This is a genomic window from Pseudomonas sp. PvP028, assembly GCF_017832255.1.
Classification (GTDB): domain Bacteria; phylum Pseudomonadota; class Gammaproteobacteria; order Pseudomonadales; family Pseudomonadaceae; genus Aquipseudomonas; species Aquipseudomonas syringae.
On sequence record NZ_JAFIBL010000001.1, the window covers coordinates 1422941 to 1449596 of the forward strand.

Below are 26656 nucleotides of genomic sequence, written 5' to 3' on the forward strand. Positions count from 1 at the left end.
ATGAATGGATGAGCCGGTTTGTATTCAGGTGCGTCGGCAGCCTTAAATAACCAGCGCAAAATAAATGTCATAAAGGTGTTAAGAAACGATGACACAAGTTTGTCATGTAGCCAGAAGGGCCGCGGGCAGTCCTGTTTGCCTGCAGCGAACTTGTTGCCGATTACTGACCGCGCTTCATCATGAAAATGAAAAACAGCCCTCCCAACAATGCAGTCGTAATGCCTATCGGCAGGTCTTCGGGGGCGATCAGGGTGCGGGAGATGACGTCGACCCAGACCATCAACAATGCGCCGAGAAGGGTGGCGACGGGCAACAATCGTCGACGCTCCGAGCCCACCAGACGTCTGGCCATGTGCGGCACCATCAGGCCGACAAAACCGATGGAGCCGCACAGGGCGACCAGTACGCCGGTCATCAGTGAGGCGATCAGAAAAACCAGCAGGCGCACGTTGCGCACTTGCAGGCCAAGGCTCACGGCAGTCTGGTCGCCGCCCATCAGCGCGTTCAGTGAGCGACCCAGCCCTTGCAGCAGGATCCAACCGCACAGCACTGTGATAAACGGCACCGCAAGCAACTCCCAACGGGCCAGACCCAGCCCGCCGAGCATCCAGAACAGCACCGAGGAACTGGCGCGGTGGTCGCCCAGAAACAACGACAGGTTGGCAATTGCCATCATCACGAAGGACACGGCCACGCCGCCGAGCAGCAGGCGCTGGCTGTCCAGGCGGCCTTGGTGACTGGCCAGCCACAACACCAGGCACAGGCTGACCAGCGAGCCGACAAAGGCGGCCAGTGGCAATGTCAGCATGCCAAACACTTCGCCCACATGCATGACCACGATCACTGCGCCAAGCGTGGCGCCCGAGGTCGCTCCCAGCAAATGCGGATCGGCCAGCGGATTACGGGTCGCGGCTTGCAGAACACAGCCAATCAGTGCCAGCCCTGCGCCTGCCAGCGCGCCCAGCAGTACGCGGGGCGTGCGTATGAGCCAGACGATGGTTTCCTGACCCGCGGTCCAGAGCGGTGAGTGTTCGGCAGTGCCTGAGACTTTGAACATCAGGATAGCCATCACCCGGCTCAAGGGCACGGGGGCCGCGCCGAAGGTGATGCACACCAGGCACGACATCAGCAGCAAAAGCGTCAGAGCGATCAACAGGCCCAGGTAACGACGCGGCCGTTCGGTCAGCCACTGCGCCAGCGTCATCGCTTCACGTCATGAAATGCCGCTGCAAGCGTTTCGATGGCCGTGACATTGTCGATGCCGGGCGTCACCGCCACATAGGGCAGCACGACATAACGCCGGTTGCGGATCGCGTCCACGGATTGCAGTGCCGGATTGTTTTCAAGAAAGTGCTGTTTCTGCGCAGCGCTGACTTCGCCGTAGTCAACGATCACGATCACCTCGGGATTGCTTTGCACGACCGACTCCCAGTTGACGTGGGTCCAGCTGGCCGCGACGTCGCCCATGACATTGCGGCCGCCCGCAGCGCTGATCAGCGCTTGGGGAATGGCCAGGCGCCCGGCGGTCATCGGCCGGTCTTCACCGCTGTCATACAGAAACACCCTCGGCGGCGATTTGCCTGCCACGCGTTTTTCGACGTCGCTCACGCTGCGGCGCATCTGTGCAACCAGCGTTTCGGCCCGGGTCTGCACATCGAATATCCGGCCCAGATTGAGCAGGTCGTTGTAGACATCCTCCAGCGTCGCTTCGGTGCGGGGCATTATCTGGGCGCAGGATTCGGTCAGTTCGTAGGCCTGAATGCCCAGCGGGGCGAGACTTTGCGGCGTGACATCGCCACCCACGCGCATACCATAGTTCCAGCCGGCAAAATAGAAGTCGGCGTTGGCATTGAGCAGCGTTTCCAGAGACGGATATTTACTGGACAGCTCGGGCAGCTTGCCCAGGTCGCGCAACAGCGCCTGGTCGGGCTTGTTCCAGCCGGTGATGCCGCTGTAGCCGACCATGTGCGATTGCAAACCCAGGGCAACCATCATTTTGGTGAGGTTCACATCGTTGCTGACGGCACGCTGCGGCGCAGCCGTGAACGTCACCGAGCGGTCGCAGCTTTGCACGGTGACGGGGTAGGCGGCATGCGCCATCGGGCTGCATAGCAACGCGGCCAAAGCCAGGCGGGCGGACAGGCAGTTCATGTCAGGGTATCCAGGTGATGCGTGGGTAGTCACGCAGAGGGTGGCTGTCGACCAGCGCCTTGGCGCCGAACACACTGAGCAGCATTTCCGGGGTCAGCACCTCCCTGGGCGTGCCTTGCGCAATGAGCCGGCCGTGATGAATGACACACAGGCGATCACAGAATGCCGCCGCCAGGTTCAGGTCATGAATACTGGCCAGCGTGGCCATGCCGAGCTGTTTGACCAGCCCGAGCAATTCCAGTTGATGGCGCGGGTCGAGGTGGTTGGTGGGTTCGTCCAGCACCATCAATCGGGGTTCTTGCACCAGCGCCCGCGCCAGCAGACAACGCTGCTTTTCGCCGCCGGAAAGCGTGTCGAACCGATGCTGCTCATAGCCCGCCAGCCCGACGGCGTTCAGCGCGTTGTGGACAATTGCGCGGTCGTGGTCACTGTCTGCGGCAAAGAACCCCTGATGAGGCGCGCGACCCATGTTTGCCACATCCAGCAGCGTCAGGCCGAATGCATCGGGAAACTCCTGGGCAACCACTGCCACGTGCCGGGCGCACCAGCGCGGGCTGCAGGACCAGATATCGCGGGCATTGATGGCGACCTTGCCGCTGTGCGGGCGGCTGTAGCGGAATGCGCAACGCAGCAGGCTGGTTTTGCCGCTGCCATTGGGCCCGATCAGGCCGACGAACTCGCCTGCGGCGATCTGCAGGTCGATATCCTTCAAGGCAAAGTGTTCGTGCGTGCAGACTGACGTCTGTTCCGGTGCCCACGCGAGGCGTTCCAGCGCCAGCATCAAACACGCGGGCCTACAGTGATGTGCCGCGAGGGCGGCTTACCCGGTATCCATTGCCGAGCGTGCTGACCGGCCTGCAAGGCGTGCTTTATGGTGACTGGAAAGGATTGGGAAACAGGCTTGATCATGGCGTGGGAAGATCGCTAGGGAAGGCTGAGTTAAAAACACTCAATTGTTATAACATAACAATTGAGGTGCAGCACACTCGCGTATCAACATTCGATTGCCCGCTTTATTGACCCACCTTTGCAGAACAACGTGTGACCTTGGCGATTCAATAAATCGCCCAGCAGCCGGGCGTGAGGAGTTCGACGAGATTTTCGTCAGGGTCGCGGAAGTAGATACTTGATCCGCCCTTGGGCCACTCGGTGCGGCCTTCGATGGCGACCCCGGCCCTGGCAAGGCGATCAGCCCAGGGTTGCATCTCGTCGGCATTGATGGCGAAGCACACATGAATCCGGCCCTGTGCGTCGTGGGGCGGTATCTCTCCGCCGCTCAGGTGCTGCGTCTGTAGTGACGCGCCACGCTTGAACAGCAGCAGGGTGCTCACACCGCCGACATTGAAGGCCACCAATGTCGCGCTTTCGAACATCACTTCCAGTTCAAGGGTGCCGGAATAGAATTCACTGGCGCGCGCCAGATCTTCTACGTAGAGGGCTGTTTCGATAATCCTGTTCAGGCGTGGCATGTGTCGTCATCCTTTTCGGTGCGCTACGAGCCTGCATCGATCAACAGCAAGGTGTTGATCGATGGCTCGTAGCAAGTGTCACCGGGATGCTGACTGGCTGACCAATGCTCGGTTCTTATGCGCGCTATAAGCATGAACTATTGAAGATATTTCGGTGGGTCATGCGGGCCGTCGGGTGACTACCAGTTCGACTGCTGCAATACGGTCCACGTCCTCGTAACCCTCTTCAAGCAGCTCTTCGCCAAACACATCCGGGTCCAGCTCGCGGTAGGTCCATGCCAGGGCCGCATGATCGATATCGCCGCGCACCGCCTCGAAGAACGGATCGTGCTCGCCCACCATGGCCACGCCGGTGTAAAGCACCAGCGAGCCGCCCGGCGTGAGGCGGTCCAATGATTCGCGCACGATGCGCACGGACAGGTCCGCGCCCAGTGCATCACCACCGTGGCGGTAGGCGCGGCGCTGGGTGTCTTTCATGTAGGGCGGGTTAGCGACGATCAGGTCGAAATTTCCGCTCAGGCCCGAGAGAATATCGCTGTGGCAGCACTCCATATTCTTCAGCCCGGCGACCGTGGCATTGGTTTGGGCGAAATGCAGGGCCTTGGGGTTGATGTCGACGGCATGCACCTGAGCCTGCGGACGGGCGACCGCGATCAACATGGCACCGGCGCCCGTACCGCAGCCGATGTCGACGGCGCGGTTGATCGGGTGCGACGTGCCTTGCAGATGACGATTGATGGACTGCACGAAGCGATAGGTATCCGGACCGAAAAATACCGAGTCTTCATCTGTGGTAGGAAACGCCGAATGCACCAATAGCAGATTATCCAGGCTGGAAAATCTCACCCGGCTTTTCAAGCCATCTTCCTTGCGTTCCAGAATACCGGCAGCCAGCAGGCCTTGGGCCTCTTCTACCGGCAACATGGATTCCGGTATCAGCCGACTCCAGCCGAAGACATCGCGCAGTGACGCGGCAGTACGATTTTCCGGGCGTTGATTGACGTGTTGATGGGTCAGGGGTGTGGGCGTGATAAAGCGATAGCCACTGGTCTCAAGGCGCTGCGCCAAGGCAATCAGCGCGACGCTGTCGGGGAGGGGAAGACTCATGCGTGGGCTCCTGTCATACGCTCGGCCATGCTGCTCACAAACAGACGCGTCGCTTGCAGGCCGGCGGCGGTCGCGTGTCTTGCCGGCGACATGCTTTCGATCAACGTGGACATCTTCTCCGAGGCGGGCGCAGATTCCAGTTTCCTGTGCAGTTCGCGCACGTCCGGATCAGCATCCGCCGAGGCAGGCACCGCAAGCGCAGGGGAGGGCTGAGCGCCGTCTTGCAGGTTGCGGAAACGCGCGCGAAAGGCTTCCGGAAGCCGTTTGCCGACCGTGGGTTGAGCGCTGCCATCCGACAGCCACTCACCGGCGATCCAGTCATGCACGAGTTGTTTTTCATAACCGTTGAAGACACCGAACATCGGTGCACCGGCACCCTCGAACAGCTTCCAGAAACGGCTGTGCAGAGGGTCTTCGTGACGTTTGATCCAGCCCCTATTCTCCAGTACGGCAAGAAATTCCGGGATCTGATCGGGCTCGGCGAGCCACTCGTTGACGGTCTTGCCGTCGAGACGGCAGTAGTCGGAATGCATGTGCTGACCGAACGTGCGCTTGCGCTCAAGCATGGCGATCACTTCCTGCTCCAGGTCGAACGACTGGATCACCTGAGTTGATCCCATGCCCAGCTCATTGAGGCGGTAACCACTGGCGACACGACGATAAAACTCGTCGCGCTCCTGGCCGACAGGCATCAGTTCCAGGACGCTCTGCGCAGCCTTGCGCGCATGGCCGGTGCTGGCGTTGTCGATCGTCACATGCAGGGTGAAATAGTAAGGGTCAATGCCCAGTTCATTCAGCTCGAATGATGTGATGAGCAAGTGCAGTGGCAGCTGTTCATAGCCCAGGTTGTAACCAATGACCTCGGGAAGGTACTGCTCGCTCAACTGCCCCAGTGAGAGCTGAATGGCGCCTTGTAGGTAGGCGTCGTCTGTCAGTGGCGCGCTGGTGTCGCAGTCCAGATCCGCCAGCAGTTTCCGATACAGGGAAACGTGATTCTGCGCCTGCTCGCCGTCACCGAGTTCTTCAAGGTACGTACGAATCAGGCCGTGAAAGCGGTAGTCTGCCCAGCGCGGCAGCAATCCGTATAGCCAGGCGCCGTCGACCATTTTGGTCGGTGCAACTTGCTGAATGAAATACATCGCGTGCGCTTTGCTTTTGAAAAACCGTCTCGGTTTTCCTGCGCGGCGTTGCTCGAGATAGAGCGCATATTGATCAGCCACGACCCCTACGTTCTGTTCCATCCACTGTTCAAGCGCTTCAGGCTGGGCCGGAAGGTCGCAGTGTTCCCGCTCGGCCAGGGCGAGGCAGTGATTCAGAAACAGGACCGCATAGTGTTGATGTTCGGGAGCACGTTCATTCATCCATGATTGATAGACGGTTTTTGAACGGGCTTCTTCAACGACGGTTTTGACGACGGCATCGCCTGTCATCACTTGAAGAGACGTCATGAAAATCGTACCTCGGCAGTTGAACATCACGTTGACGCAGTCATTCGGGACTTTCTGTTTTTCTATGAAGCGTAGATAAGTGAGTGCCTCGGTACAGGGAAATTCAGCGTAATTTTCCGGGTACCGATAGGTGGCAATCGTGCTTATTCCAGAGGGTGATGATTGCGCGGAAAAAATGCATTTTCAGTCGGGGTTTACATCTTCACAGGTGGTCACGCATCACATCGCCGCCAATGAGACGCTGGCTGCGATCGCAAAAAGCAAGCACCTTGAAGTGTCTGAAGACCCTATGCTGATGGACGAAGGCAAGGCACTGATTCTGGAGATCCATTGCACCGCATGACGGGATCCACACCCTGTAGACCGTCATGCGGCTGCCGCTGTGAACAATGATTACTTTTTCGAAGTGGCCGCCTGGGTTCCGCCCTGTTCGGCGATCGCTGTCAGCTTTTCGTCTGCGCCTTTTTCTTCTGCCAACGTGGCACTCAACAGAGCGGCCGCCTCCGTCATCTTCAGATGTTTGGCCATTGCGATGAGTGTGCCGTAACTGGCGATCTCGTAATGCTCGACCTTCTGGCATGCGCCGATCAACGCGGCATCGAGCACTGCGCCTTTTTCGATCTCTTCCAGCAATTCCTTGCTTTCTTCGATCAGACCTTCCATGGCCGCGCATTTCATGCGTTTCAGCTTCAGACCAGCGCCTTCCACCAGTTCATCGATACGATCGATCTGGCCTTGAGTTTCTTCAAGATGAGCCTTGAAGGCTTCTGCCAGCAGTGGATTGGTCGAAGCACGTGCCAGACGCGGCAGTGCTTTGGTAATTTGCTTTTCGGCGCTGTAGACGTCTGACAGTTCGTGAATGAACAAATCTTCTATCGTCGTGCGAGTCATGTTCTTACCCTTTTCAGCGAAGAGGGACTTGTCCACAGGCAAGCTGATTATCTGCTGGCCTGTGGACAAGTCGGATGGAGCGCGTGCCGCTGATGATCCGTGGGATCATCGACGTGGCAGGTTGTTTTCAAGCAGGGTTCCAACGCCGAAACCCTTGGTCGCCATCACCACTTGAAAGCCTCGGCGTGCAAGCAGTGCCTGGGCCTCGAAGGCACGAAGCCCTTTTACAAACACCCTGTCGGTCAACGCGCTATCTAACTCGTCGCGAGGCGTGAGAGGTTGACGGGAGCTGAGTTTTTTCATGATTCCATTCTCCTGAGCAAAACAAGGGTTGCCGTTTCAGGCATCTTTGCCCTGGACCAAACCAGAACCCAGGTCCGCACCAGTGATCGGTTTGGCGGCCGGGTCGGACTGGGTCCGTTCCTTCATCATTTCCAGCACCTCGGTGTCCTTTTTATCCAGCGTGACCGAGGCCGTACCATCGCCGCCATCGACAGCCGCTTGTGGCGATTCCACATACTCCCAGTCACCGCCCTGATTCCAGGCGCCGCGTACATTGGGTTCGCCGGACATGTTGAAGTACTTGTTAGTGAATTCCTGCATGCCCGGCAGTTTGCCCTGCGGGAAGTTGGGCTGGATGGCGTGCAGGGCCTTTTCAAAAGACAACTGGTGCGCAATTTCGCGAGTCATGAGAAAGCCCAGCGCTTCTTTAACGCCCGGGTCATCCGTCACGTTCATCAATCGCTCGTAAACAATCTTGGCTCTGGATTCTGCGGCGATGTTGGAACGGAAGTCTGCTGTAGGCTCACCGATGGTATCGATATAAGCCGCTGTAAAGGGCACGCCGGCAGAGTTGGTCAGCGGCGCACCGGAGCCGTACAGCAGGCTGGTGATATGTGAGTCATTGCCGTTACCGTTGATAGAGCGATACAACTCGCCTTCTTTTTCGATGCCTTCAGCCAATTGACCTTTAGCGCCCTTATTGAGCATGACAATAATGGAACCCACAATTTCAAGGTGGCTCAGTTCTTCGGTGGCGATATCCATCAGCAGGTCTTTACGGCCTGGGTCTTCTTCGCTCAACCCTTGAGTGAAATAGCGTCCGGCTGCAGCCAGTTCACCCTGAGCCCCGCCGAACTGCTCAAGCAGAAGGTTGGCCAGTCCAGGATTGGGTCTTGCTACACGTACGGTATATTGAAGTCGCTTGTTATACATGAACATGTCGTATCCTCAGGCTTTGATCTCTCGGGAAGCGTCAACCCATGTGCATGGGCTCGATTCAACGCAGTCACAGGTTATGAGAGACTGAAGAGCCCGATCGTTACTGCTAACTTTTTTAAAAAGGACCGACGGTGTTTAAACTGCAGTTCAATAGAAATTGATTATTCCCCCGGCGTCGATGAATGGACGTTCATCGTGGCGGAGAAGCCTACTTGGACTGACCTGTAGGCGCTCACTGTTCAAGGTAGGAAACAGCGTGAAAAGCGCTGTTATAAACAAACTCTATCGTCAACTAAACCCCAGAGTTCAGTTATAAGGACACATAGCTTATGGCTATATGACATCATTTAAATGATGGTATTAATATTTTGAATTTTTTGAAACTGTTGTGATCTGTTTTGCGAGTCGACAAAGCAGGAGCACCCCAATGGCTGATGAAAAACACTACCGTATCGATTACCTGCTGCATGGCAGTTACAAGACGTTCTACATAAGGGCAGGTGCCATGGACAACAAAGAGGCCTGGCACTGGGCTTCAGTGGATGCCGGGTTCGGTGCGATCCCCAAGTACCGTTCCGACCCGGTGCCGAAGCTGAGCAAGCCTCAGGCGGAAAAGCTCGGTCTGTCGAACGTGGAGTGGGCGAGGGCTTGAATAGCCCTCGATCACCTCGATACGACGCTTACCGTCGTGCGTCACCGTGGCGCACGACGGTATTACCCTTTTGCAAAGTCTACGGTCGCCAGACTGTCAGATGAACGGTTGTTTCCCGCCTGATTCACCTGAATACCCTCATTCGGATCATGCCTGCTGCAAGCGTCTTAGCGGCAAATCGCTCTAGCCCGCCATCCTCCCGATGATCTTGACCTCACGTTAACCGTGGCTTGGTCGATAGCCCGAGTATCAGGCTATAGCACCCATTGAACTTCCTGATAGGCCATTGCTCTCAAGTGATGTCAATGTGCCTCTATCTGAATGGATTGCCGCGTTCAGCACAGCACAGCCGGCCCGTATTACCCGTGATGCAAAGAAAGGAGCTTTTCCACCCGGATTGGACCCCTAATTAAAAAGAGAAAACTATGAACATCCTTTCGCCTGGTATCTACCTGACCAATCGCCTGCGCTTCCCTGCCAAGTTTGCCGTTTTAGCCATCATTATCGTTATCCCGCTGATCGTTCTCGGTCTGCGGGTTTTCAACAGCCTGAATGCAAGCATCGACACCGTCGCGCAAGAGCGCGTTGGCCGTGAGTACCTGCAACTGACCACCCCCGTTCTGCGACTCTCCATGCTGCAGCGTGCGGTCAGTAACCGTCTGCTGGCCGGCGATGCCTCTGCCGCTCAGGATATGACCAGCAACCGCGCTCAGCTCGAGACTGCTCTTGCTAACCTTGCCGACATGGATGCGCGACAAGGGCAGCAGCTGGAAACCGAGAACCGCGTACAGCGCCTGCGCGAAAGCACCCGTTCCCTGATGGACAGTATCAAGCCAGGCCTGTCGCAGGATGAAGTGTTCGCCCAGTGGAACGAGCAACTGGCCCAGACACTCAACTTTATCTACTACGTCTCGGCTACCTCAGGCATGGTGCTGGACGAAGATTACGCCTCGCTGTTTCTGATCGACCTGAGCACCATCCGTATGCCCCGGGAAATCAACGTCGCCGGTCAGATCCGCGGTATTACGGCAGGTTTGATAACCGGTCAGGGGCTGAGTGTATCGATGCGTAGCTCGCTCGAGAGCCTGCTGAAGATCGAACTGCAATTTCGTGCGGAGCTGGAGCAAAGCATTCGACTGCTCAAGCGCCGTTCGCCAGAACTGGCCGCGCGCATCAGTGACCCGATCACTGCCGCTACTGCAGCGATGGACAGCTTTCGCGGCGACCTGCACGCGTACGTAAAAGGCACAGAGTTCTCGGTGCAGCAGGGGCAGGCGCTGAGTGCGCGCGGCAACGTCGTTGTTTCGGGCCTCTACAAGGCTCAGGACGAAATTCAGACTGCGCTTCAGGATGAGTTGAATACGCGCTACGACGCTCTGGTGCTGCAACGCGAAGTCGTCATTGCCATGTGTGTGATCATGGGCTTGCTGCTGCTCTACGCGTTCTGCAGCATCTACCGTGCCTTGCGCCTGACCATCGACAGCCTGCTGGGCGTTACCCGCCGTCTGGGCGAGGGCGATCTGAGTGCCCGCGTAGCGGTCGTCAGCAAGGACGAAGTGGCGGATATCGCCAACGGCCTGAACCTGATGGCCGACGCCTTCGCCAGCTCTATCTCGCACATGGACCGCACCTCTTACGAACTGACTGATGTGGCTTCCCGGTTGGGCGCATCCATCGGCCTGGCCAAGCAATCAATGAACGCGCAGCAGGCTGAAACGGAGCAAGTGGCGACCGCGATCAACGAGATGACCGCGAGCGTTGCCGACGTGGCGCAGAACACCGAAGGTGCTGCGTTGGCCGCCGATGAAGCGAACACTGCGTCACGTAACGGGCTGCGCATCATGCATCAGGCGCACTCGACCATTCAGGCGCTGGCCGAAGAAGTGGAACTCAGTGCCCAGAAGGTCCAGGCGCTGGCCCTGCACAGTCAGTCGATTGGTGGCGTTATCCAGGTCATCAGCACCATTGCCGATCAGACCAATCTGTTGGCCCTCAATGCTGCCATCGAAGCCGCGCGGGCGGGCGAGCAGGGTCGCGGATTTGCCGTGGTGGCTGATGAAGTCCGCACACTGGCTTCGCGCACCCAGGCGTCGACCGAAGAAATTCGCGGCATCATCCAGCAACTGCAAAGCGCCACCGATGCTGCCGTGCAGCAGATGCAGGCCGGGCAGCAGAAGGCTCATGCGTGTATCAGTGCCGCCAGCGATGCCTCGGGCAGCCTGTCGAGCATCAGTCAGGGCGTGGAGCGTATCGTCGAGATGAACACGCAGATCGCCAGTGCTGCCGTACAGCAGCATGCGGTTTCCGAAGACATCAACCGCAATGTCATGGAGATTCGTAACAGCTCCGGGACGTTGATGCTGGGTATCGATAACAATGCGGTCACCGCCGATGAACTGGCGCGGGTCGCCAGCGACATGCGCAATGTCGTGGCGCGTTTCAAACTGACTGCCTGATTGAATCGGGGGCTGTTCAGCCCCCGATTTCCCTCCCGAATCGGCGCGCTCGCGCGGATTGCCTTTTTTCGATCAAGTTTTGCTCTTCTGCGGCCGATAGCTCTGGCGCGCGGGTTTGCTGTCCATAAAAACAAATCTCGGCTCTTTCGTTGCGCACAAAAAAGCATTTTCAGGAGATTTTATGAACAGCAGATTTGCGAATATCAGCGTCAACATGAAGTTGGCATTGGGCTTTGGGACCGTTCTTTTCTTCACGGCTGTCCTCGCCCTTGTTGGCTGGACCAGCCTCGACAAGCTCATCTATCGCACCGACCGAATCGGCGATATCACCAGGCTGAGTGACAACCTGACCACTCTGCGAATCGCGCGTCTGCAATACATGCTGACGGACGGCGATGAAACCGCAGCGCAGAACATGCAAAGCAAGCTGGATGTGTTCAAGGCGCAGCAGCAATCACTGCTCGTCAGCTTCAACAATCCGGTCAACCTCAAGCCGCTGCGCGAACTGGCCGATGTCACTCGCGACTATGAAGCATCCCTGAACAGCATGCGCGCCGCGTACCAGGCCGGTGCCAACGTGCGCAACGAGATGACCGCCAATGGCACAGCAGCGATGCAGGCCGTCGAGTCGTTGAACAATGCGGTCATGCAGATAGATCCTTCTGACCCGGCACGCTTCGATCTGGCCCAGTTGGCAAACAGCGCTCGGCAAGACCTGGTGCTGGTGCGTTATGAAGTGCGCGGCTATACCGGCAATCCGAATGACAAGACCGAGACAGCAGCTTTTCAGCAGCTCGATGGCGCGATCAGTCATCTGGACAGGCTCAAGGCCGCTTTTGGCACTGCCAACCGCGAACAGATCGCACAGTTTGAAAGCGCTTTACGCAATTACCGCAGCTCGGTCGATGCCTTCAAGGCGACCACTCAGACAGCTGCGAGCGTGCGCAAGGATCTGACTACTCAAGGCGCCACCATCGTCAAGCTGGGCGAAGAGTTGTATGGCCTGCAGATGCAGATGGGCAAGGAAGACACCGCTCACGCGCGCAGCCTGCAGATGGGGTGTGTGGTGTTGGTCATGCTGCTGGGCATTCTCGCCGCTGTGGTCATCACGCGTCAGATCACTCGCCCATTGCGCGATACGCTGGCCATCGTCGAACGTATTGCCTCCGGCGACCTGACCCATACCGAAGCGGTCACCCGACGCGATGAACTGGGCGTCTTGCAGCAAGGCATCCAGCGCATGGGTACGACGCTGCGTGAACTGATCTCTGGTATTCGCGATGGCGTCACGCAGATTGCCAGCGCGGCCGAAGAACTGTCGGCGGTCACCGAGCAGACCAGTGCAGGGGTCAACAGCCAGAAGGTCGAGACCGACCAGGTGGCCACCGCCATGCATCAAATGTCGGCGACTGTTCATGAAGTGGCACGCAATGCCGAGCAGGCGTCCGTGGCGGCCTCCGATGCCGACAAGCAAGCGCGTGACGGTGACAAGGTCGTGGGCGAGGCGATCCAGCAGATCGAACGTCTGGCCGCCGAGGTGGTTCGCTCATCTGACGCAATGAACGTGCTTGAGCAGGAAAGTGACAAGATCGGCAAGGTCATGGATGTGATCAAGGCGGTCGCCGAGCAGACCAACCTGCTGGCCCTCAACGCCGCCATCGAAGCCGCGCGTGCCGGGGAAGCCGGCCGAGGTTTTGCCGTGGTGGCCGACGAAGTTCGCGGCCTGGCGCAACGTACCCAGCAGTCCACCGAAGAAATCGAAGGGCTGGTGTCGGCATTGCAGAATGGCACGCGTCAGGTGTCGGGCATCATGCTTGGCAGTCGCACGCTGACTGACAGCAGTGTCGAACTGACGCGCAGGGCCGGTACTTCGCTGGAAAGCATCACCCGGACCGTCTCGAGTATCCAGGCGATGAACCAGCAGATCGCTGCCGCTGCCGAGCAACAAAGTTCGGTGGCCGACGAAATCAGCCGCAGCATCGTCAATGTTCGCGACGTCTCCGAACAGACCGCCGAAGCCAGCGAAGAAACCGCAGCCTCCAGCGTCGAACTGGCACGCCTGGGTGGCCAGCTGCAGATGATGGTCAGCCACTTCCGGGTGTGATCCACCTGACGGTCATGCCCACGCGGAGCAGACGGACACCTATCGTTGCGCACGCTCCAGCGTGGGGATGCATTTGGTGAGGCTCTGCGTCACAGCTCCACGTCGCGCCACCTGCTCAAGAGAGGACGCGGAGCGTCCGGAACGGCATACCCACGCGGAGCATGGGCACGATAGGTGTTCTCACGAGCGCCTATCGTTCCTCACGCTCCAACATGGGCACGATAATGTTTTTTGCGCGACGCTAAACTGGCCCGAATAACGGGGCGATAGTTATATAACTATACGTTGGTATACCTCACTCATACTTACAGATAAACATGAGCTACTTTTGCAGGTTTCTACTGTTGATCGAAACGCTATAAGCTTTACCTCACTGTACGGCAACTATTAACTCACGGCCTTTATCTGTTATCGCTGACTGCCTGTTTGCTTATAAAACGGGTGGGTCTGCGTCTGCGCGGCCGGCTCGAGGTGAGCAATGCATTCGATATTTGAATTCGGTAAAAGCCTGCGGACGCCCCGTTTCGTAAAACCCGGTGCTCGCACGCCTTATTGGGCCGATGGTATTTGCCTGGCCATTCTGACGCTGTTCATTGGCCTGTTCATTTATGGTCTTGGCCAGATGATGCAGCCGCTGACCGTGCTGAATTCCAGCCCCATGAGCCTCGACCCGGCGCGCCTGCCCGAATATGCCTTGCGCACCACGCTGCGTATGTTCATCGCGCTGGGCGCTTCATTGATCTTCACTTTTGTAGTGGCCACGCTGGCAGCCAAAAGTCGCAAGGCCGAGCAGGTGATCATCCCGGCGCTGGATATTCTTCAGTCGGTGCCGGTGCTGGGTTTTCTGACGTTCACCGTGACCTTCTTCATGGGCCTGTTTCCCGGTCGGCAGATGGGCGTCGAATGCGCAGCGATCTTTGCCATCTTCACCAGTCAGGCCTGGAATCTCGCGTTCAGTTTCTATCAGTCACTGCGTACTGTGCCGAGTGATCTGAACGAAGTCAGCCGTCAGTTCGGGCTGTCTGCGGTACTGCGTTTTACACGCCTGGAACTGCCATTCGCCATTCCGGGGCTGGTGTGGAACATGATGATGTCGATGTCTGGCGGCTGGTTTTTCGTGGTCGCCTGCGAGGCCATTTCGGTCGGCGATACCACGGTCAATCTGCCGGGCATTGGGTCCTGGCTGGCGCTGGCCATCGAGCAGAAGAATCTGGCTGCGATTGCCTGGGCAGTGGGCGCAATGGCGCTGGTGATTCTGGCCTATGACCAGTTGTTGTTCAGGCCGATCGTCGCCTGGGCGGACAAATTCCGCTTTGAGCAAACCGCATCGTCGAAGCGTCCGCGCTCATGGATGTACAGCCTGCTGGGCCGCTCCCGTGTGGCACCGATGCTGGGTTCGGTCCTGGCTGCACCGTGGAAATGCCTGATGCTGATCGACTGGCGCGTGTTCTCCCGGCTGTGGAAAGTGAAGCTGACCCCGGGCGTCGCCCGCGTGCTCGACTACGTGTGGCTGGGGCTGGTCATGGCTGCCTGCCTGGCTGGCAGTGTGTACCTGTTCAGGTTCATCGAGGCGTCACTGGGCGCCAGCGACATGGTCACGGCCTTTGGTCTGGGCTTGGCGACGATGGTGCGTGTGATCGTACTGATCGTTATCGCAAGCCTGATCTGGGTCCCCGTCGGTATCTGGATCGGCTTGCGTCCGGTCTGGGCTGAACGCTTGCAGCCAATCGCGCAGTTCATGGCGGCGTTCCCGGCCAACGTTCTGTTTCCTTTTGCGGTGATCGCGATTGTCGGCCTGCACCTGAACCCGGACATCTGGCTGTCGCCGCTGATGGTGCTCGGCACCCAGTGGTACATCCTGTTCAACGTGATCGCCGGGGCCAGTGCCTTGCCGACTGACCTGCGCGAAGCGGCGACCATGTTCAACATGCGCGGCTGGCAGTGGTGGCGCCGTGTCGCGCTGCCCGGCGTGTTTCCCTACTACATCACCGGTGCGCTGACCGCGTCGGGTGGTTCGTGGAACGCCAGTATCGTCGCCGAAGCGGTTTCCTGGGGCGATCAGCATCTGGAAGCGGCAGGCCTGGGGTCATACATCGCCAATGCGACCCAGGCGGGCGACTTTCCACGCGTCGCGCTGGGCATCGTGGTCATGTCGGTCTTCGTGATTGCGTTCAACCGGTTGCTGTGGCGCCCGCTGTACGGGTTTGCCGAGCGACGTCTGAGTCTTGTCTGATCTTGTGTAAGGGGAGGGCGCCATCATGATGGCTGTCGAAACGCGTTGCCTGGTAGATGTTCAGAAGGTCCGACATGTGTACGGCAAAGGCAGCAAAGAGCGCCTTGTGCTGGATGACGTGACACTGACGCTCAACGAGAACGAAATAGTGGGCCTGCTGGGCCGGTCCGGCTCGGGCAAGTCGACCCTGTTGCGCTCCATCGCCGGGCTGGTGGTGCCCACCGAAGGTGAGGTGAATTTCCCGCGCCGTGCGCAAGGGCGGGCGATGTCGGTGGGCATGGTGTTCCAGAGCTTTGCGCTGTTTCCCTGGCTGACCGTGCTGGAAAACGTCGAAGTCGGCCTTGAAGCACAAGGTGTGCCCGCTGCGGTACGCCGCAAGCGCGCACTGGCGGCCATCGATCTGATCGGCCTGGACGGTTTCGAGAGCGCTTACCCCAAGGAGCTCTCCGGAGGCATGCGTCAGCGGGTGGGTATGGCGCGCGCGCTGGTCATCGATCCTGACGTGCTGTTGATGGACGAACCGTTTTCCGCGCTCGACGTGCTCACCGCCGAAACCCTGCGCACTGACTTGCTGGACATGTGGAGCGAAGGGCGCATGCCCATCAAGTCGATCCTGATGGTGACGCATAACATCGCCGAAGCCGTGCTGATGTGCGACCGCATCCTGCTGTTCTCCTCCAATCCTGGGCGGGTAATCAGCGAGATAAAAGTCGACCTGCCTCAACCGCGCAACCGCCAGGACCCGATCTTCCGGGCGCTGGTGGAAGAAATCTACGTGCTGATGACCCAGGACAACGACGCCGGCGAGATTCGTCAGGGCGTGTTTCCGGGCACCGGGCTGGGAATGGTGTTGCCGCAGGTTTCCACCAACGCACTGGCCGGGCTGATCGAGGCGATTCACGCGCCGCCCTACAGCCTGAAGGCCGACCTGCCGGAACTGGCCGCTGCGCTGCACTACAATGCCGACGAGCTGTTCCCGATTGCCGAGGTGCTGCAACTACTGCGCTTCGCTGAACTGAAGGGCGGCGACATTCGCCTGCTGCCAGCCGCCAATCGCTATGCGCTGGCGGATGTCGACGAGCGCAAGCAACTGTTCGCCCAGCACCTGCTGAGCTTCGTGCCGCTGGTGGCGCACATTCGGCGGGTGCTGGATGATCGTCCCACGCACACGGCACCGGCACGGCGCTTTCGCGATCAACTCGAAGACTTCATGTCTGAAAGCGATGCCATGCAGACCCTCAACGCAGTGATTCAATGGGGGCGCTACGCGGAGTTGTTTGCCTATGACGAACTGGCCGATCAGTTCAGCCTGGACAACCCGTCCTGAGGTTTGTAGGACATACTCAACGGCCCTTTTGCAATCAGCGGGATGATGCGCATGCGTGAACCTGAATCCTACGGCAAGGCCGCTATGGCGGTGCGGCTGATCGCGTTGCTGATGCTGGCGCTGGTCATTGCGGTTGCCGACACCTTGACCGACCTGGAAATCGCCGTGGGCGTATTCCAGATTGTTGTGGTGCTGCTGGCGGTCAGGTTCCTGCCGGCCACAGGCGTTATCGCGATGGCGTTGCTGTGCATGGTGCTGACCGTGATCAGTTACGAGATGACGACCTCCAGAGGCAGTGAGGCGTCCGGGCTGATCAATTGTATTATCAGCCTGGCGGCCATCGCCATGACCACCTGGCTGGCGCTGCGCATGGCGCTGGCCATTCGCTCGGTACATGAGGCGCGCTCACAGCTGGCGCGGATCGCACGGGTCAATCAACTGGGTGAACTGACGGCGTCCATTGCCCACGAGGTCAATCAGCCGCTGTCGGCCATTGTCACCAGCGGCAATGCCTGCCAGCGCTGGCTGGCCACCGAGCCGGTCAATCTGGAAAAGGCCCGGCAGGCCGTCGACCGCATGATCAGTGACGCGAACCGCGCAGGCGACATCATCGTGCGGGTGCGCGCCTTGGCGAAGCGTTCGTCCACTCACAAGGAGTGGATCAGCGTGGCCGATACCGTCGCCGAGATCGTGGCGCTGGCACACAGCGAGATAGAGGGGCAGGGCGTCGCACTGCTGGTCGACGTTCCGGAGGGCTTGCCGCCGCTGCTGGCTGATCGCGTGCAGATCCAGCAAGTGTTGCTGAACCTGATGCTCAACGGCGTCGATGCGATGAAAAAGCTCGAGGCGGATCAGGCGCAACTGGAGATTCGGGTGGGCTGGCATGACGGCGGCGATATCGGATTTGCGGTCAGCGACAGTGGTATCGGCGTGCAGCCGGAAAACATCCATCGGTTGTTCGACGCGTTCTACACCACCAAGGAGGAGGGCATGGGGATCGGTCTGGCGATCAGTCGTTCGATCATCGAAGCTCATGGCGGACGCATCTGGGTCACGCCCAACCCTGCAATCGGTGCTACGTTTCACTTCACCCTGCCCACCGGAAAGATGGAAACCTGATGAGCACAGCCGCCACCGCCTCACCGACCGAAGAGCCGATCATCTACGTCCTCGATGACGACCTGTCGGTGCGCTCCTCGCTGGAGGACCTGCTGGCCTCGGTCGGATTGCGCAGCATGCTGTTCGGCTCGACCCGCGAGTTTCTGGACACCCCGCGCCCTGATGCGCCGGGCTGCCTGATTCTGGACATCCGCATGCCGGGCATGAGTGGCCTGGATTTTCAGGAACACATGGCCAGGTCGGGGATTTCCCTGCCGGTCATTTTCATCACCGGGCATGGCGACATTCCCATGTCCGTGCGAGCCATGAAGGCCGGTGCGGTGGAGTTTCTGACCAAGCCCTTCCGTGATCAGGACTTGCTCGACGCCATTCAGCAGGGGTTGGCGCAGGATCGCAGCCGGCGCCAGAGTGCCGCCGTCGAAGCCGAATTGCAGCGCCGCCACGCCAGCCTCAATCTCGGTGAGCAGCAGGTGATGGAGCTGGTGGTCAGCGGCCTGCTCAACAAACAGATTGCAGCCCGGCTGAACGTGAGCGAAATCACCGTCAAGGTCCGCCGTGGCTCGGTGATGCGCAAGATGGAAGCCGATTCCCTCGCCGACCTCGTCAAGTTCGCCGAGCGCCTCAAAGAGCTGCACTGATCGACGACCCTATCTTTATGCACATGTCCCGTAGCGAACCGGGCGACGCTTCGCTTGTTCGCGAAGAGGCCGCTACAGCCTCCATAAACAGGACGTTTGTTAATTCATCAACTGCGGCAGTACGTAGTTGCGCACCACGTACAACGAGCCTTCTGCGCTCAAGTGCCCCGAGTCGATCTGCAGCAGAGAGCGGTTGTCTTCCAGGCGTACCCGGCAGGCATCGGCGATGCACAGTTTGTCGATCAGCGACACGAACTGGATGCCTGCCGATGCGGCCAGTGCGCGGGTTGCCTGATCCACCAGCATGACGCTTTGATCCAGAGCCGGATCGCGGATGTGCGATTCGCTCAGCCCCCAATGACGGTTGGCGATGACGCTGGGCAGCGACGGGTTCCACTGCGGGACCGGGCCGATCAGCACGATATGCTTCACGCCAAGGCCCTTGAGCCGGATCGCGATCTGCGTCCAGTCGGTCTTGTCGTGCCCGTCCTTCTGCGCGATGACCACGATGTCCGGACGCAGCCTTTCGATGCCCTGCAGGGCCGTTCTGTTGGAGTAGTCACAGGCCCTGCTGGTCGCAGAGGTACGTCCTTGATGGTCACTCAGAGCGGGGCGGCAACTGGCTGAGGCGACCTGATAGAAGGGCGTGCTGTGCGTCAGCAAGGTACGCAAGCCGAGCGACAGCGCCTGCGCGTGAGAGTCGCCCCACAGGAACACGCCGCCCGCACCTTGCTTGCGCGTGCAGGCTTCGTCGATGGCTGATTGGCCGCGTTGGGTCAGGGCAGAGAAGGCATCACATTTCAGCCAGTAAGGCTCGTACAGGTTGTGCTGACGATCAGCGTATTCCTGAATGAAACGTGCCTTGTCCGAAACACTCACAGGTCGCAGTGGCGATACCACGCCGCCGGTCGCACTCACCAGTGCTCCGCAGACGGATACCAGAGCGATCAGCGTGCCGAGCGTGGCATATCTGCTGCGCTGATCAGACGACGGCCTGCTGGCGGGCTGCTCGATCAGCCACCATGAGACCAGACCCAGCGTCACGGCCATGCCGATGCCCACCAGCACTGCGCGGGTCTCGCCCAGTAACCCGGCGTCATTCATCCACACCACCACCGGCCAATGCCAAAGGTACAGCGAGTACGACCGTGTGCCGGTCCATTGGGCGAGCGGGTTACAGGTCAGCAGTGAGTCGTTGCGTGCGGCGACGATCACCGCGAACGTCCCCAGCACCGGCATCAACACCAGATAACCCGGCCATGTGTCCTGCACGGACAGCAGAAAGAAACCGGCCACGATCAGCGTCAGTCCGATGTGTTCCAGAACGCGCTGCTGCAGGGCCTTCAATTGCAGCGGGAACAGACAGGCGACGCCACCTGCCAGCAACTCCCAGGCGCGGGTCGGCAGCAGGTAAAACGCCGCCTCCGGCCATTGCGAGGAGGCAGACACGCACGCTACAAAGCCTGTCAGGCTTGCGCCCAGTACCCACCAGCGCAGGTTGTGCAGCGCGACGAAGCGACTGAGCATCAGCAGCGCAATCGGGTACAGCAGGTAGAACTGCCATTCCACCGACAGCGACCAGGTGTGCAGCAGCCATTTCTCATGGGCACTGGCGGTGAAATACCCCGCCTCACGCCAATAGACAATGTTGGAAACGAACCCCAGGCTGCTCGCCACGTGTGTGCCCAGCGCGCGGTAGTCCAGCGGCAGCAGGGAAAACCAGCCCAGCAGCAGCAAGGCAAAACACAGCACAGCGAGGGCCGGGACGAGGCGCCTGGCCCGTGACATGTAGAACGTCGCCAGCCTGAACTTACCGCTCCTCAAGCCGCGCAGGATGATCCCGGTGATCAGATACCCCGAGATCACGAAAAACACGTCTACACCGGCAAAGCCACCAGGCAGCCAGCCGGGGTGAAAGTGGAAGAGCAGCACTGCAATCACTGCGATGGCGCGCAGGCCATTGATGTCTTTTCTGAAGTCCATTTGAGAAAGCCATCCGTTGGCTGATCTTGAGGAAGAGGCTGCCGGTGATCAGCCGAAACGTGTCGGCGGCCAGCGCGGTGATGATGGGGTGGCGGTCAGCGTGCAGTCGACGACAGGCCGGGCGTATGGCTCGCAGACGGTTCTCTGCCGGCAATCACATGACCAATGGCCAGGCCGATGAACAGGTTGGCGACAGCGACCTCGAACATGTCGGTGGTCCAGCTGATCAGACACCAGCAGAAGCTGATTGCCAGCAGCATATGGCCGACACGGGTCTGATCATCGATCAGTCGGAACAACAGCGGAATCTGCAGCGTATACAGCAGCAAGCCGAGCACGCCCAGCATTGCCCAGAGGTACAGGGCGGAGCTGTCCATACCGAGAAAGACTCCAGCACCGTCCACCGGAAACAGCCCCATCGTGCTGCCGACCATGCCGAAGCCTGCGCCGCTGATCATCCAGCCTTCACGACTCATCGCATTGATCAGGCCGGGCCAGGTGTTGATCATGCGGTCATACAGCGAGGCCAGAGAGCCGCCGCTGCTAACCGCATAGGCATCAGGACTCGCGATCAGCCCAAGCGCCGGCAATAGCAGACCGATGCCCACCACCACGGCGCACACTGTCCGGCAGGTCCAGCTCATCCGCCGCAACAACAGCAGCACGATGGTCAGCGCGAAGGCCGCGGCTGGCGCTTTGCTGGTGGTCAGCACGATGGCGTAAAGCGCCACCGCACTCAGCAACAACATCATCAGGCGCGAGCGCAGGAACATGATCAGGTACAGCGTGTAGAAGGCGATCATGATCGACAGCACGTTGGACACTCTGGCGAAACCGGCAATGCGATCCACCTCGTCCGCACTCCATGAGGTATTGGCGCTCAACTGGGTTTCACCGACGCTGTAGCTGTAGCCCTTCCATGGCACAGAGGTGAGCTTGTCCAGGGCAATCCCCAGCAGCGAAGCCAGCAGGCAGAAGCCAATGGCGCGGTACAACAGCTTGCGGCGATACAGCAGGTGCCGGCCACATACCAGGCCGAACACCAGCGGGCTCAGCGCGAACAGGCTGAACGCCAGGTTGTGCACGCTGGCGCGATGCAGCATGGCCAGCAGCCCGGAAAGCAGCCACAGAATCATGAATGTCCAGAACAGCCTTCCTGCCCTGAAGGTGCGCAGTTCGAGCGCAAACAGCAGAATGCAGGCGGCTTTGGGCAGATAGAGCAGGGGACTGAGGCCTGCCTGATCGAAGTAAAAGCGCAAGGCTCCGGAAAATGTCTCGACCAGCATCAGGCTGATGGCGACCCACACGACCACCGTGGACTTGTCAAAGGACATTAACGACGACCTGGCGTCGACGCCGTTCGCAGTATTCAACGCCATGCTGGCTGCCTTGTGAAATACGTCAGGGGAATTGCGCGGACAAAGCTACCGCCCGACGATCACGGGAACGTGTCGACACAGGCAGGCTTTGGGAGATGGGGGTCTGGAGCGGACGCTCGCAACGGCATGACAACAGGTATATCAGTCGCAGTTGGGGCAACTGTCAATTAATTAGTCAGGATTAATGGTTATGCGCTGCACGACCCGTGCCCGGGACAGGACGCGGAGCATCCAGGACGGCGTGCCCACGCTGGAGCATGGGCACGATAGTGTTCCTGAGAACCCCTATCGTTCCTCACGCTCCAGCCCAGAAACTTATCGTTCCTCACGCTCGTGGGAATGCCCTTCGTGACGCTCTGCGTCACCCATCTGCGGACTACGGGTATTTACGTTTGTCCGGTGCAGGCGGGAAGTACTGATAGAGCCAGGTCTCGCTCAGCGTACGGTCGCCAGTGCGGATGAACATGCGCATTTCGACCGGCTCGACCGAGTCGCTGTCCGGTACCCAGTCGAAGGTGACGCGGTAGCCCTTGATGTCCGGCAGCACGAGGATGTTGAAGTCCTGCACCTTGCCATGAGTGACCGTGACGATGGGTTCGATTCCGGTGCCTTCCGGCAAGCGATCCAGACCGCCGCCGTTGAAGTCCACCGCAAAGCGGCGTGCCCAGGTTGTCGGGTAATGCTCGCCCGGTGCCCAGCCTTCGAGGAAGCCGCCCATGCCTGAGCGTGTCGCGTGGACCTGTGCCAGCGGCGTGCTCACCGGCGGCAGCGGGCTCCAGAACAGCTTGTAGCCGAAGTTCATCGAATCCCCGGCCTTGACCGGCGTCTTCGGTGTCCAGAACACCACGATGTTGTCCATCGTCTCGCCGGTGGTCGGCAGCTCCAGCAGGCTGACCTCGCCTTCGCCCCACGCCGTGATCGGCTCGACCCACAGGCTTGGACGGCGGCTGTACCAGACGACCGTGTCCTGATAGCTGGAGAATTCGTGATCGCTCTGCACCAGCCCGAAACCTTTCGGATCGGTGTCGGAGAACGCACTGAATTGTGGTTTGGCCGGGTTGTTCAGCGGACGGCAGATCCACTCACCGTTGCCGCGCCACATCGACAGGCGATCCGAGTCGTGGATTTGCGGGTGGATGGTGTCGCACATGCGGCGCTCGTGGGTGCCGCAGCTGAACATGCTGGTCATCGGCGAAATGCCCAGCTGCTGGATATCGGTACGCGCATTGACGTGCGCGTCGATTTCCATGACCACCTGGCCGGCCTGACAGTCGATGTCGAAGCGGTAGGCACCGGTCGCGCTCGGCGAATCGAGCAGTGCGTAAACCACGAAGCGCGTCGCGTTCTTGTCCGGCGTTTCGAACCAGAACTTGGTGAAGTCCGGGAATTCTTCCTGACGCTTGGCGTAACTGTCGATGGCCAGGCCGCGGGCCGAGAGGCCGTATTGCTTGTTGCTGTCCACGGCGCGGAAGTAGCTGGCGCCGAGGAACGAAACGACGTCATTGATGGCGATTTCAGGCGCCTTGAACAGCTTGAAACCGGCAAAGCCCAGGTCGCCCTTGACCTGGTTCTTGTCGATGCCGCTGTTCTCGTAGTTGAACAGGTCATGGCGGAAGTGCACTTCGCGCGCCTGCTTGCTCTGCGGATCGACGCTGTACATGCGCACGGGCGTCTTGAAGCCCATGCCGACGTGGAAGAAATGCACGTCGAGCTGGCCGTGGACGTCTTTCCACAGTGAGTGATTCGGGTCGTAGCGGATGGCATTGAATTGCTGCGGCGTCATGTTCGCAAGTACCGGTGGCAGCACCTGCTTGTTGCTCACATACCCTTTGCTCGCAAGCTTCTTGGCATGCGCCTGCAACTCTGCAAAATCGAAGTGTTCGATCTCGCCATCGGCTGCGGCGGCCAGTGCCCGCGCAGCAAAAAGCCCTGAGGCCGATACGCTGCCGTAGGCGGCCAACGCCATGGACGCTTTCAGGAGATTTCTGCGATTCATAAAGGTGAAGCCTCTGAGTAATTCTGTGCGTCCTGCACAAAAAATGGCGCGCCAACGACTCCTTGCCGAACGCAAACTACCCACAACAGATAACAAAGACGAGATACGGTTCGGAAATCGGCCAAAAAAAAACGCCGATCATGGGTAATGAATCCGGCGTATTGACGGCTATGACGCTGTTTTTTTCCTCGCTTTAGACTAATCGATTAAGCGCATCGCCGCTTGGCGCAAGGCTTTCAGACGATCGGGGCAAGAAGCGCCGATCAACTCGATGCCTTCGGCCGACGCTAAAAACTTTTTTGCCAAGCAATATTCAGCAATCATTTTGCTGGCGTGCGGGCCCACCACCTGCACGACTTCAGCTCGATTCGACCGCTGGGCAGCGCCGCTATCTCACATTCGTTCAGCTAATAGTCCTGACGAAAGTTTCACTCCGCGTGTTATATCGTAACGCTATGATTCACTGGCATTCAGATGCCAATGCAGGGCTCTCCAAAGGGCGATAAATAAGCGGGTGCCGGGGTAGTGATGCGGGTTGATTTGGATGAGCACGAAGGCCTTGAAGGCCTGCCGCGTTTTCAAATGGCGGTGCAACAGGTTCGGCGTCTGGGACGATTGATGTATGTGACCGGTGGGGCAGGAGCGTTCGGGCTGCTGCTGGCGTTGTCCATCGATCTGTTTTCCCCTGGCTCTTTGTGGATGGCGGTGCTGTGCAACGCCTCGGCGGCGTTGTTTCTGCTCACAGCGGGCTTGCAGTCGGCGCGACATGTCGCGCTGTGGCGGGCTCGCGCGCTGCGTTCGCCGAATGCAGATACGCTCGACGAAAACCTGTCTGCTGGCGACGAGAGCGGTTGGTACGAGCGCCTGCTTGAACGGCTGAGTGACTCCGGCAAATCGCTGGTCAGGCACGTTGGCAGCTCGGCCCTGTGGCTTGCCGGTTGGGCGGTGCTGGCGTTGATCGTCGTTCGCGCCTTCTGGAACCTGGCGCTGTCCGGTGCCGACCTCTCCACCGCCGGTAGCCTGGCCGGCAGCGTTATGCTGCTGTTGGCGTTCGGGCTGCTGGTCATAGAGCGACAGTTGAGCAGCGAGTCCGACAGTCAGTCGCCGGAGGCCGGAGCGCTGGCGCAACTGGTGCGCATGACGCTCATCGTCCTGCTGATTGGCGCGCTGTGCCTGTTCTTCTCCAGTGCAGAGCGTGTCTGGCCTGCGCGGCTTGCGGTGTTGATCGGCCTGCTGCCGCTTGGCGTGGCGCTGGAGTTCCTGCTGCGCGCTGTGCTGTCGGTGTTCAGCCCGCGCAACCCACGTAGCGAACCGCGCCTGCTGGCTGCGAGTTTCATCGCTGACCTGTTGCGCTGGCCGCCGCGCCCGCTGCTTGCCCTGCAGCACGAACTGCACAACCGTTTCGGCATCGATCTGCGCCAGATCTGGGCCTTTACCTACATGCGTCGCGCCTTTTTGCCGGTGCTGGCGGTGGTCGCAGCGCTGGGCTGGGTACTGAGCGGCGTGCATGAAATCCCCATGCAGGGGCGGGGCATTTATGAGCGCTTCGGCAAGCCGGTCGATGTATTCGGTCCCGGTCTGCATGTGGGTTTGCCCTGGCCGTTCGGGCGCGTGCTGGCGGTTGAAAACGGCGTGGTTCATGAGCTGGCGACCAGCGTTTCTGCCGCCGACACCTTCGAGCAGACGCTGGACCCGGCCGAAGGCCCGCCACCGGGCAGCGCCAACCGTCTGTGGGATGCCAGCCATATCAACGAAAAATCCCAGGTCATTGCCAGCAGTGCCGGCGACAAGCAGAGCTTTCAGATCGTCAACATGGACGTGCGATTCGTCTATCGCATTGGCCTGACAGATGCCGCAGCCATGGCGTCGACCTATAACAGCGCTGACATTCCGTCCTTGATTCGCAGCACGGCCAGCCGGGTGCTGGTGCATGATTTTGCTTCGCGCACGCTGGATGAACTGCTCGGCGAACAGCGTAGCGAGCTGGCCGATGACATCGGCAAGGCCGTGCAGGCCGACTTGCAGCGTCTGGACAGCGGCGTCGAATTGCTCGCCACGGTGGTTGAAGCCATCCACCCGCCCGCCGGTGCTGCCAACGCCTATCATGCTGTTCAGGCTGCGCAGATCGGTGCACAGGCGCTGATCTCCCGCGAACGCGGCGCGGCCAGCGACAAGGCCAATCAGGCGCAGCTCAATGCCAGCGTGGCGCGTGATCAGGCCAGTGCCGCCGCCCGCGAGATTCTGGCCGGCGCACAGGGTGCAGACCTACGCTTCAGTGCTGAACGTCAGGCCTATGCCAAGGCAGGCCAGGCGTTTTTGCTGGAGCAATACCTGGCCCAACTGACCGAGGGCCTGGGCAATGCGAAGTTGCTGATACTTGATCATCGTCTGGGCGGCGACAGTGCGCCGACCATCGACCTGCGTACCTTCACCCCACCGGCAGACCCAACGGCGCCGCGTAAAGCCGTTCAGTAAGGAGTCG

The 26656-nt window shown here is 59.6% G+C and carries 22 protein-coding genes; 9 read left to right on the forward strand and 13 right to left on the reverse strand.

What is annotated here, in order from left to right; genetic code table 11:
- Positions 1-160: 160 nt before the first annotated feature.
- From JOE34_RS06390 to JOE34_RS06415, 6 genes are all read right to left on the reverse strand, one after another.
- The gene (locus JOE34_RS06390; protein ID WP_209995303.1) at positions 161-1204 is read right to left on the reverse strand and encodes an iron ABC transporter permease; all 1044 of its coding nucleotides are present in this window, start codon (positions 1202-1204) and stop codon (positions 161-163) included.
- Entirely contained in the window at positions 1201-2151 is a 951-nt protein-coding gene (locus tag JOE34_RS06395; RefSeq protein ID WP_003432756.1) for an ABC transporter substrate-binding protein, read from the reverse strand. The genes JOE34_RS06390 and JOE34_RS06395 overlap by 4 nt, the downstream gene beginning before the upstream one ends.
- 1 nt (position 2152) lies before the next feature.
- On the reverse strand, positions 2153-2932 hold the full coding sequence (locus JOE34_RS06400; protein ID WP_209995305.1) for an ABC transporter ATP-binding protein: 780 nt from the start codon (positions 2930-2932) through the stop codon (positions 2153-2155).
- Between the two features lie 274 nt (positions 2933-3206).
- Positions 3207-3620, reverse strand: coding sequence for a VOC family protein (locus JOE34_RS06405; protein WP_032659459.1), 414 nt, complete (start codon positions 3618-3620; stop codon positions 3207-3209).
- A gap of 159 nt (positions 3621-3779) precedes the next feature.
- Positions 3780-4727, reverse strand: a complete 948-nt coding sequence (locus JOE34_RS06410) for a class I SAM-dependent methyltransferase (RefSeq protein WP_209995315.1) — start codon at positions 4725-4727, stop codon at positions 3780-3782.
- On the reverse strand, positions 4724-6175 hold the full coding sequence (locus JOE34_RS06415) for an iron-containing redox enzyme family protein (RefSeq protein ID WP_209995318.1): 1452 nt from the start codon (positions 6173-6175) through the stop codon (positions 4724-4726). Before JOE34_RS06415 ends, JOE34_RS06410 begins: the two co-directional genes overlap by 4 nt.
- Before the next feature lie 130 nt (positions 6176-6305).
- Here JOE34_RS06415 and JOE34_RS06420 point away from each other — a divergent pair, with 130 nt between their 5' ends.
- Positions 6306-6518, forward strand: coding sequence for a hypothetical protein (locus JOE34_RS06420; RefSeq protein WP_209996893.1), 213 nt, complete (start codon positions 6306-6308; stop codon positions 6516-6518).
- A gap of 50 nt (positions 6519-6568) precedes the next feature.
- On the opposite strand, the gene JOE34_RS06425 is transcribed toward JOE34_RS06420, so the two are convergent.
- From JOE34_RS06425 to JOE34_RS06435, 3 genes are all read right to left on the reverse strand, one after another.
- Positions 6569-7066, reverse strand: a complete 498-nt coding sequence (locus JOE34_RS06425; RefSeq protein WP_032659628.1) for a ferritin-like domain-containing protein — start codon at positions 7064-7066, stop codon at positions 6569-6571.
- Positions 7067-7171: 105 nt separating this feature from the next.
- On the reverse strand, positions 7172-7369 hold the full coding sequence (locus JOE34_RS06430) for a hypothetical protein (RefSeq protein ID WP_003432767.1): 198 nt from the start codon (positions 7367-7369) through the stop codon (positions 7172-7174).
- Positions 7370-7405: 36 nt separating this feature from the next.
- Positions 7406-8287 carry a manganese catalase family protein gene (locus JOE34_RS06435; RefSeq protein WP_209995321.1) on the reverse strand — a complete coding sequence of 294 codons (882 nt, stop codon included), beginning with the start codon at positions 8285-8287 and terminating at the stop codon, positions 7406-7408.
- 427 nt (positions 8288-8714) lie between these two features.
- Here JOE34_RS06435 and JOE34_RS06440 point away from each other — a divergent pair, with 427 nt between their 5' ends.
- The 7 genes from JOE34_RS06440 (at position 8715) to JOE34_RS06470 (ending at position 18816) form a co-directional block, all read left to right on the forward strand.
- A complete protein-coding gene (locus JOE34_RS06440) occupies positions 8715-8939 on the forward strand; it encodes a DUF6555 family protein (protein ID WP_003316018.1) in 225 nt (74 codons plus the stop codon).
- A 425-nt stretch (positions 8940-9364) separates the two neighbouring features.
- On the forward strand, positions 9365-11395 hold the full coding sequence (locus tag JOE34_RS06445) for a methyl-accepting chemotaxis protein (RefSeq protein ID WP_209995322.1): 2031 nt from the start codon (positions 9365-9367) through the stop codon (positions 11393-11395).
- Between the two features lie 181 nt (positions 11396-11576).
- Entirely contained in the window at positions 11577-13499 is a 1923-nt protein-coding gene (locus JOE34_RS06450) for a methyl-accepting chemotaxis protein (protein WP_209995325.1), read from the forward strand.
- Between the two features lie 478 nt (positions 13500-13977).
- Entirely contained in the window at positions 13978-15732 is a 1755-nt protein-coding gene (locus JOE34_RS06455) for an ABC transporter permease subunit (RefSeq protein ID WP_024683328.1), read from the forward strand.
- Between the two features lie 22 nt (positions 15733-15754).
- Positions 15755-17059 (forward strand): nitrate/sulfonate/bicarbonate ABC transporter ATP-binding protein, encoded by a 1305-nt coding sequence (locus JOE34_RS06460; RefSeq protein ID WP_024649883.1) that lies wholly within the window; start codon positions 15755-15757, stop codon positions 17057-17059.
- A gap of 51 nt (positions 17060-17110) precedes the next feature.
- Positions 17111-18178 carry a sensor histidine kinase gene (locus tag JOE34_RS06465; protein ID WP_024665760.1) on the forward strand — a complete coding sequence of 356 codons (1068 nt, stop codon included), beginning with the start codon at positions 17111-17113 and terminating at the stop codon, positions 18176-18178.
- Positions 18178-18816, forward strand: a complete 639-nt coding sequence (locus JOE34_RS06470) for a response regulator transcription factor (protein ID WP_003316027.1) — start codon at positions 18178-18180, stop codon at positions 18814-18816. The genes JOE34_RS06465 and JOE34_RS06470 overlap by 1 nt, the downstream gene beginning before the upstream one ends.
- Before the next feature lie 99 nt (positions 18817-18915).
- On the opposite strand, the gene JOE34_RS06475 is transcribed toward JOE34_RS06470, so the two are convergent.
- The 4 genes from JOE34_RS06475 to JOE34_RS06490 all read right to left on the reverse strand — a co-directional run bounded on the left by JOE34_RS06475 (position 18916) and on the right by JOE34_RS06490 (position 24528).
- Complete coding sequence (locus tag JOE34_RS06475; protein ID WP_161421561.1) at positions 18916-20799, reverse strand: acyltransferase family protein; 1884 nt, start codon at positions 20797-20799, stop codon at positions 18916-18918.
- Positions 20800-20894: 95 nt separating this feature from the next.
- Positions 20895-22178 (reverse strand): hypothetical protein, encoded by a 1284-nt coding sequence (locus JOE34_RS06480; protein ID WP_209995327.1) that lies wholly within the window; start codon positions 22176-22178, stop codon positions 20895-20897.
- A gap of 376 nt (positions 22179-22554) precedes the next feature.
- Positions 22555-24174: a glucan biosynthesis protein D gene (locus JOE34_RS06485; protein ID WP_003316030.1), complete on the reverse strand. Its 1620-nt coding sequence runs from the start codon at positions 24172-24174 to the stop codon at positions 22555-22557.
- A 198-nt stretch (positions 24175-24372) separates the two neighbouring features.
- The gene (locus tag JOE34_RS06490; RefSeq protein WP_209996896.1) at positions 24373-24528 is read right to left on the reverse strand and encodes a hypothetical protein; all 156 of its coding nucleotides are present in this window, start codon (positions 24526-24528) and stop codon (positions 24373-24375) included.
- 174 nt (positions 24529-24702) lie between these two features.
- Here JOE34_RS06490 and JOE34_RS06495 point away from each other — a divergent pair, with 174 nt between their 5' ends.
- Positions 24703-26649, forward strand: a complete 1947-nt coding sequence (locus tag JOE34_RS06495) for a protease modulator HflK (RefSeq protein ID WP_110768101.1) — start codon at positions 24703-24705, stop codon at positions 26647-26649.
- Positions 26650-26656: the final 7 nt, after the last annotated feature.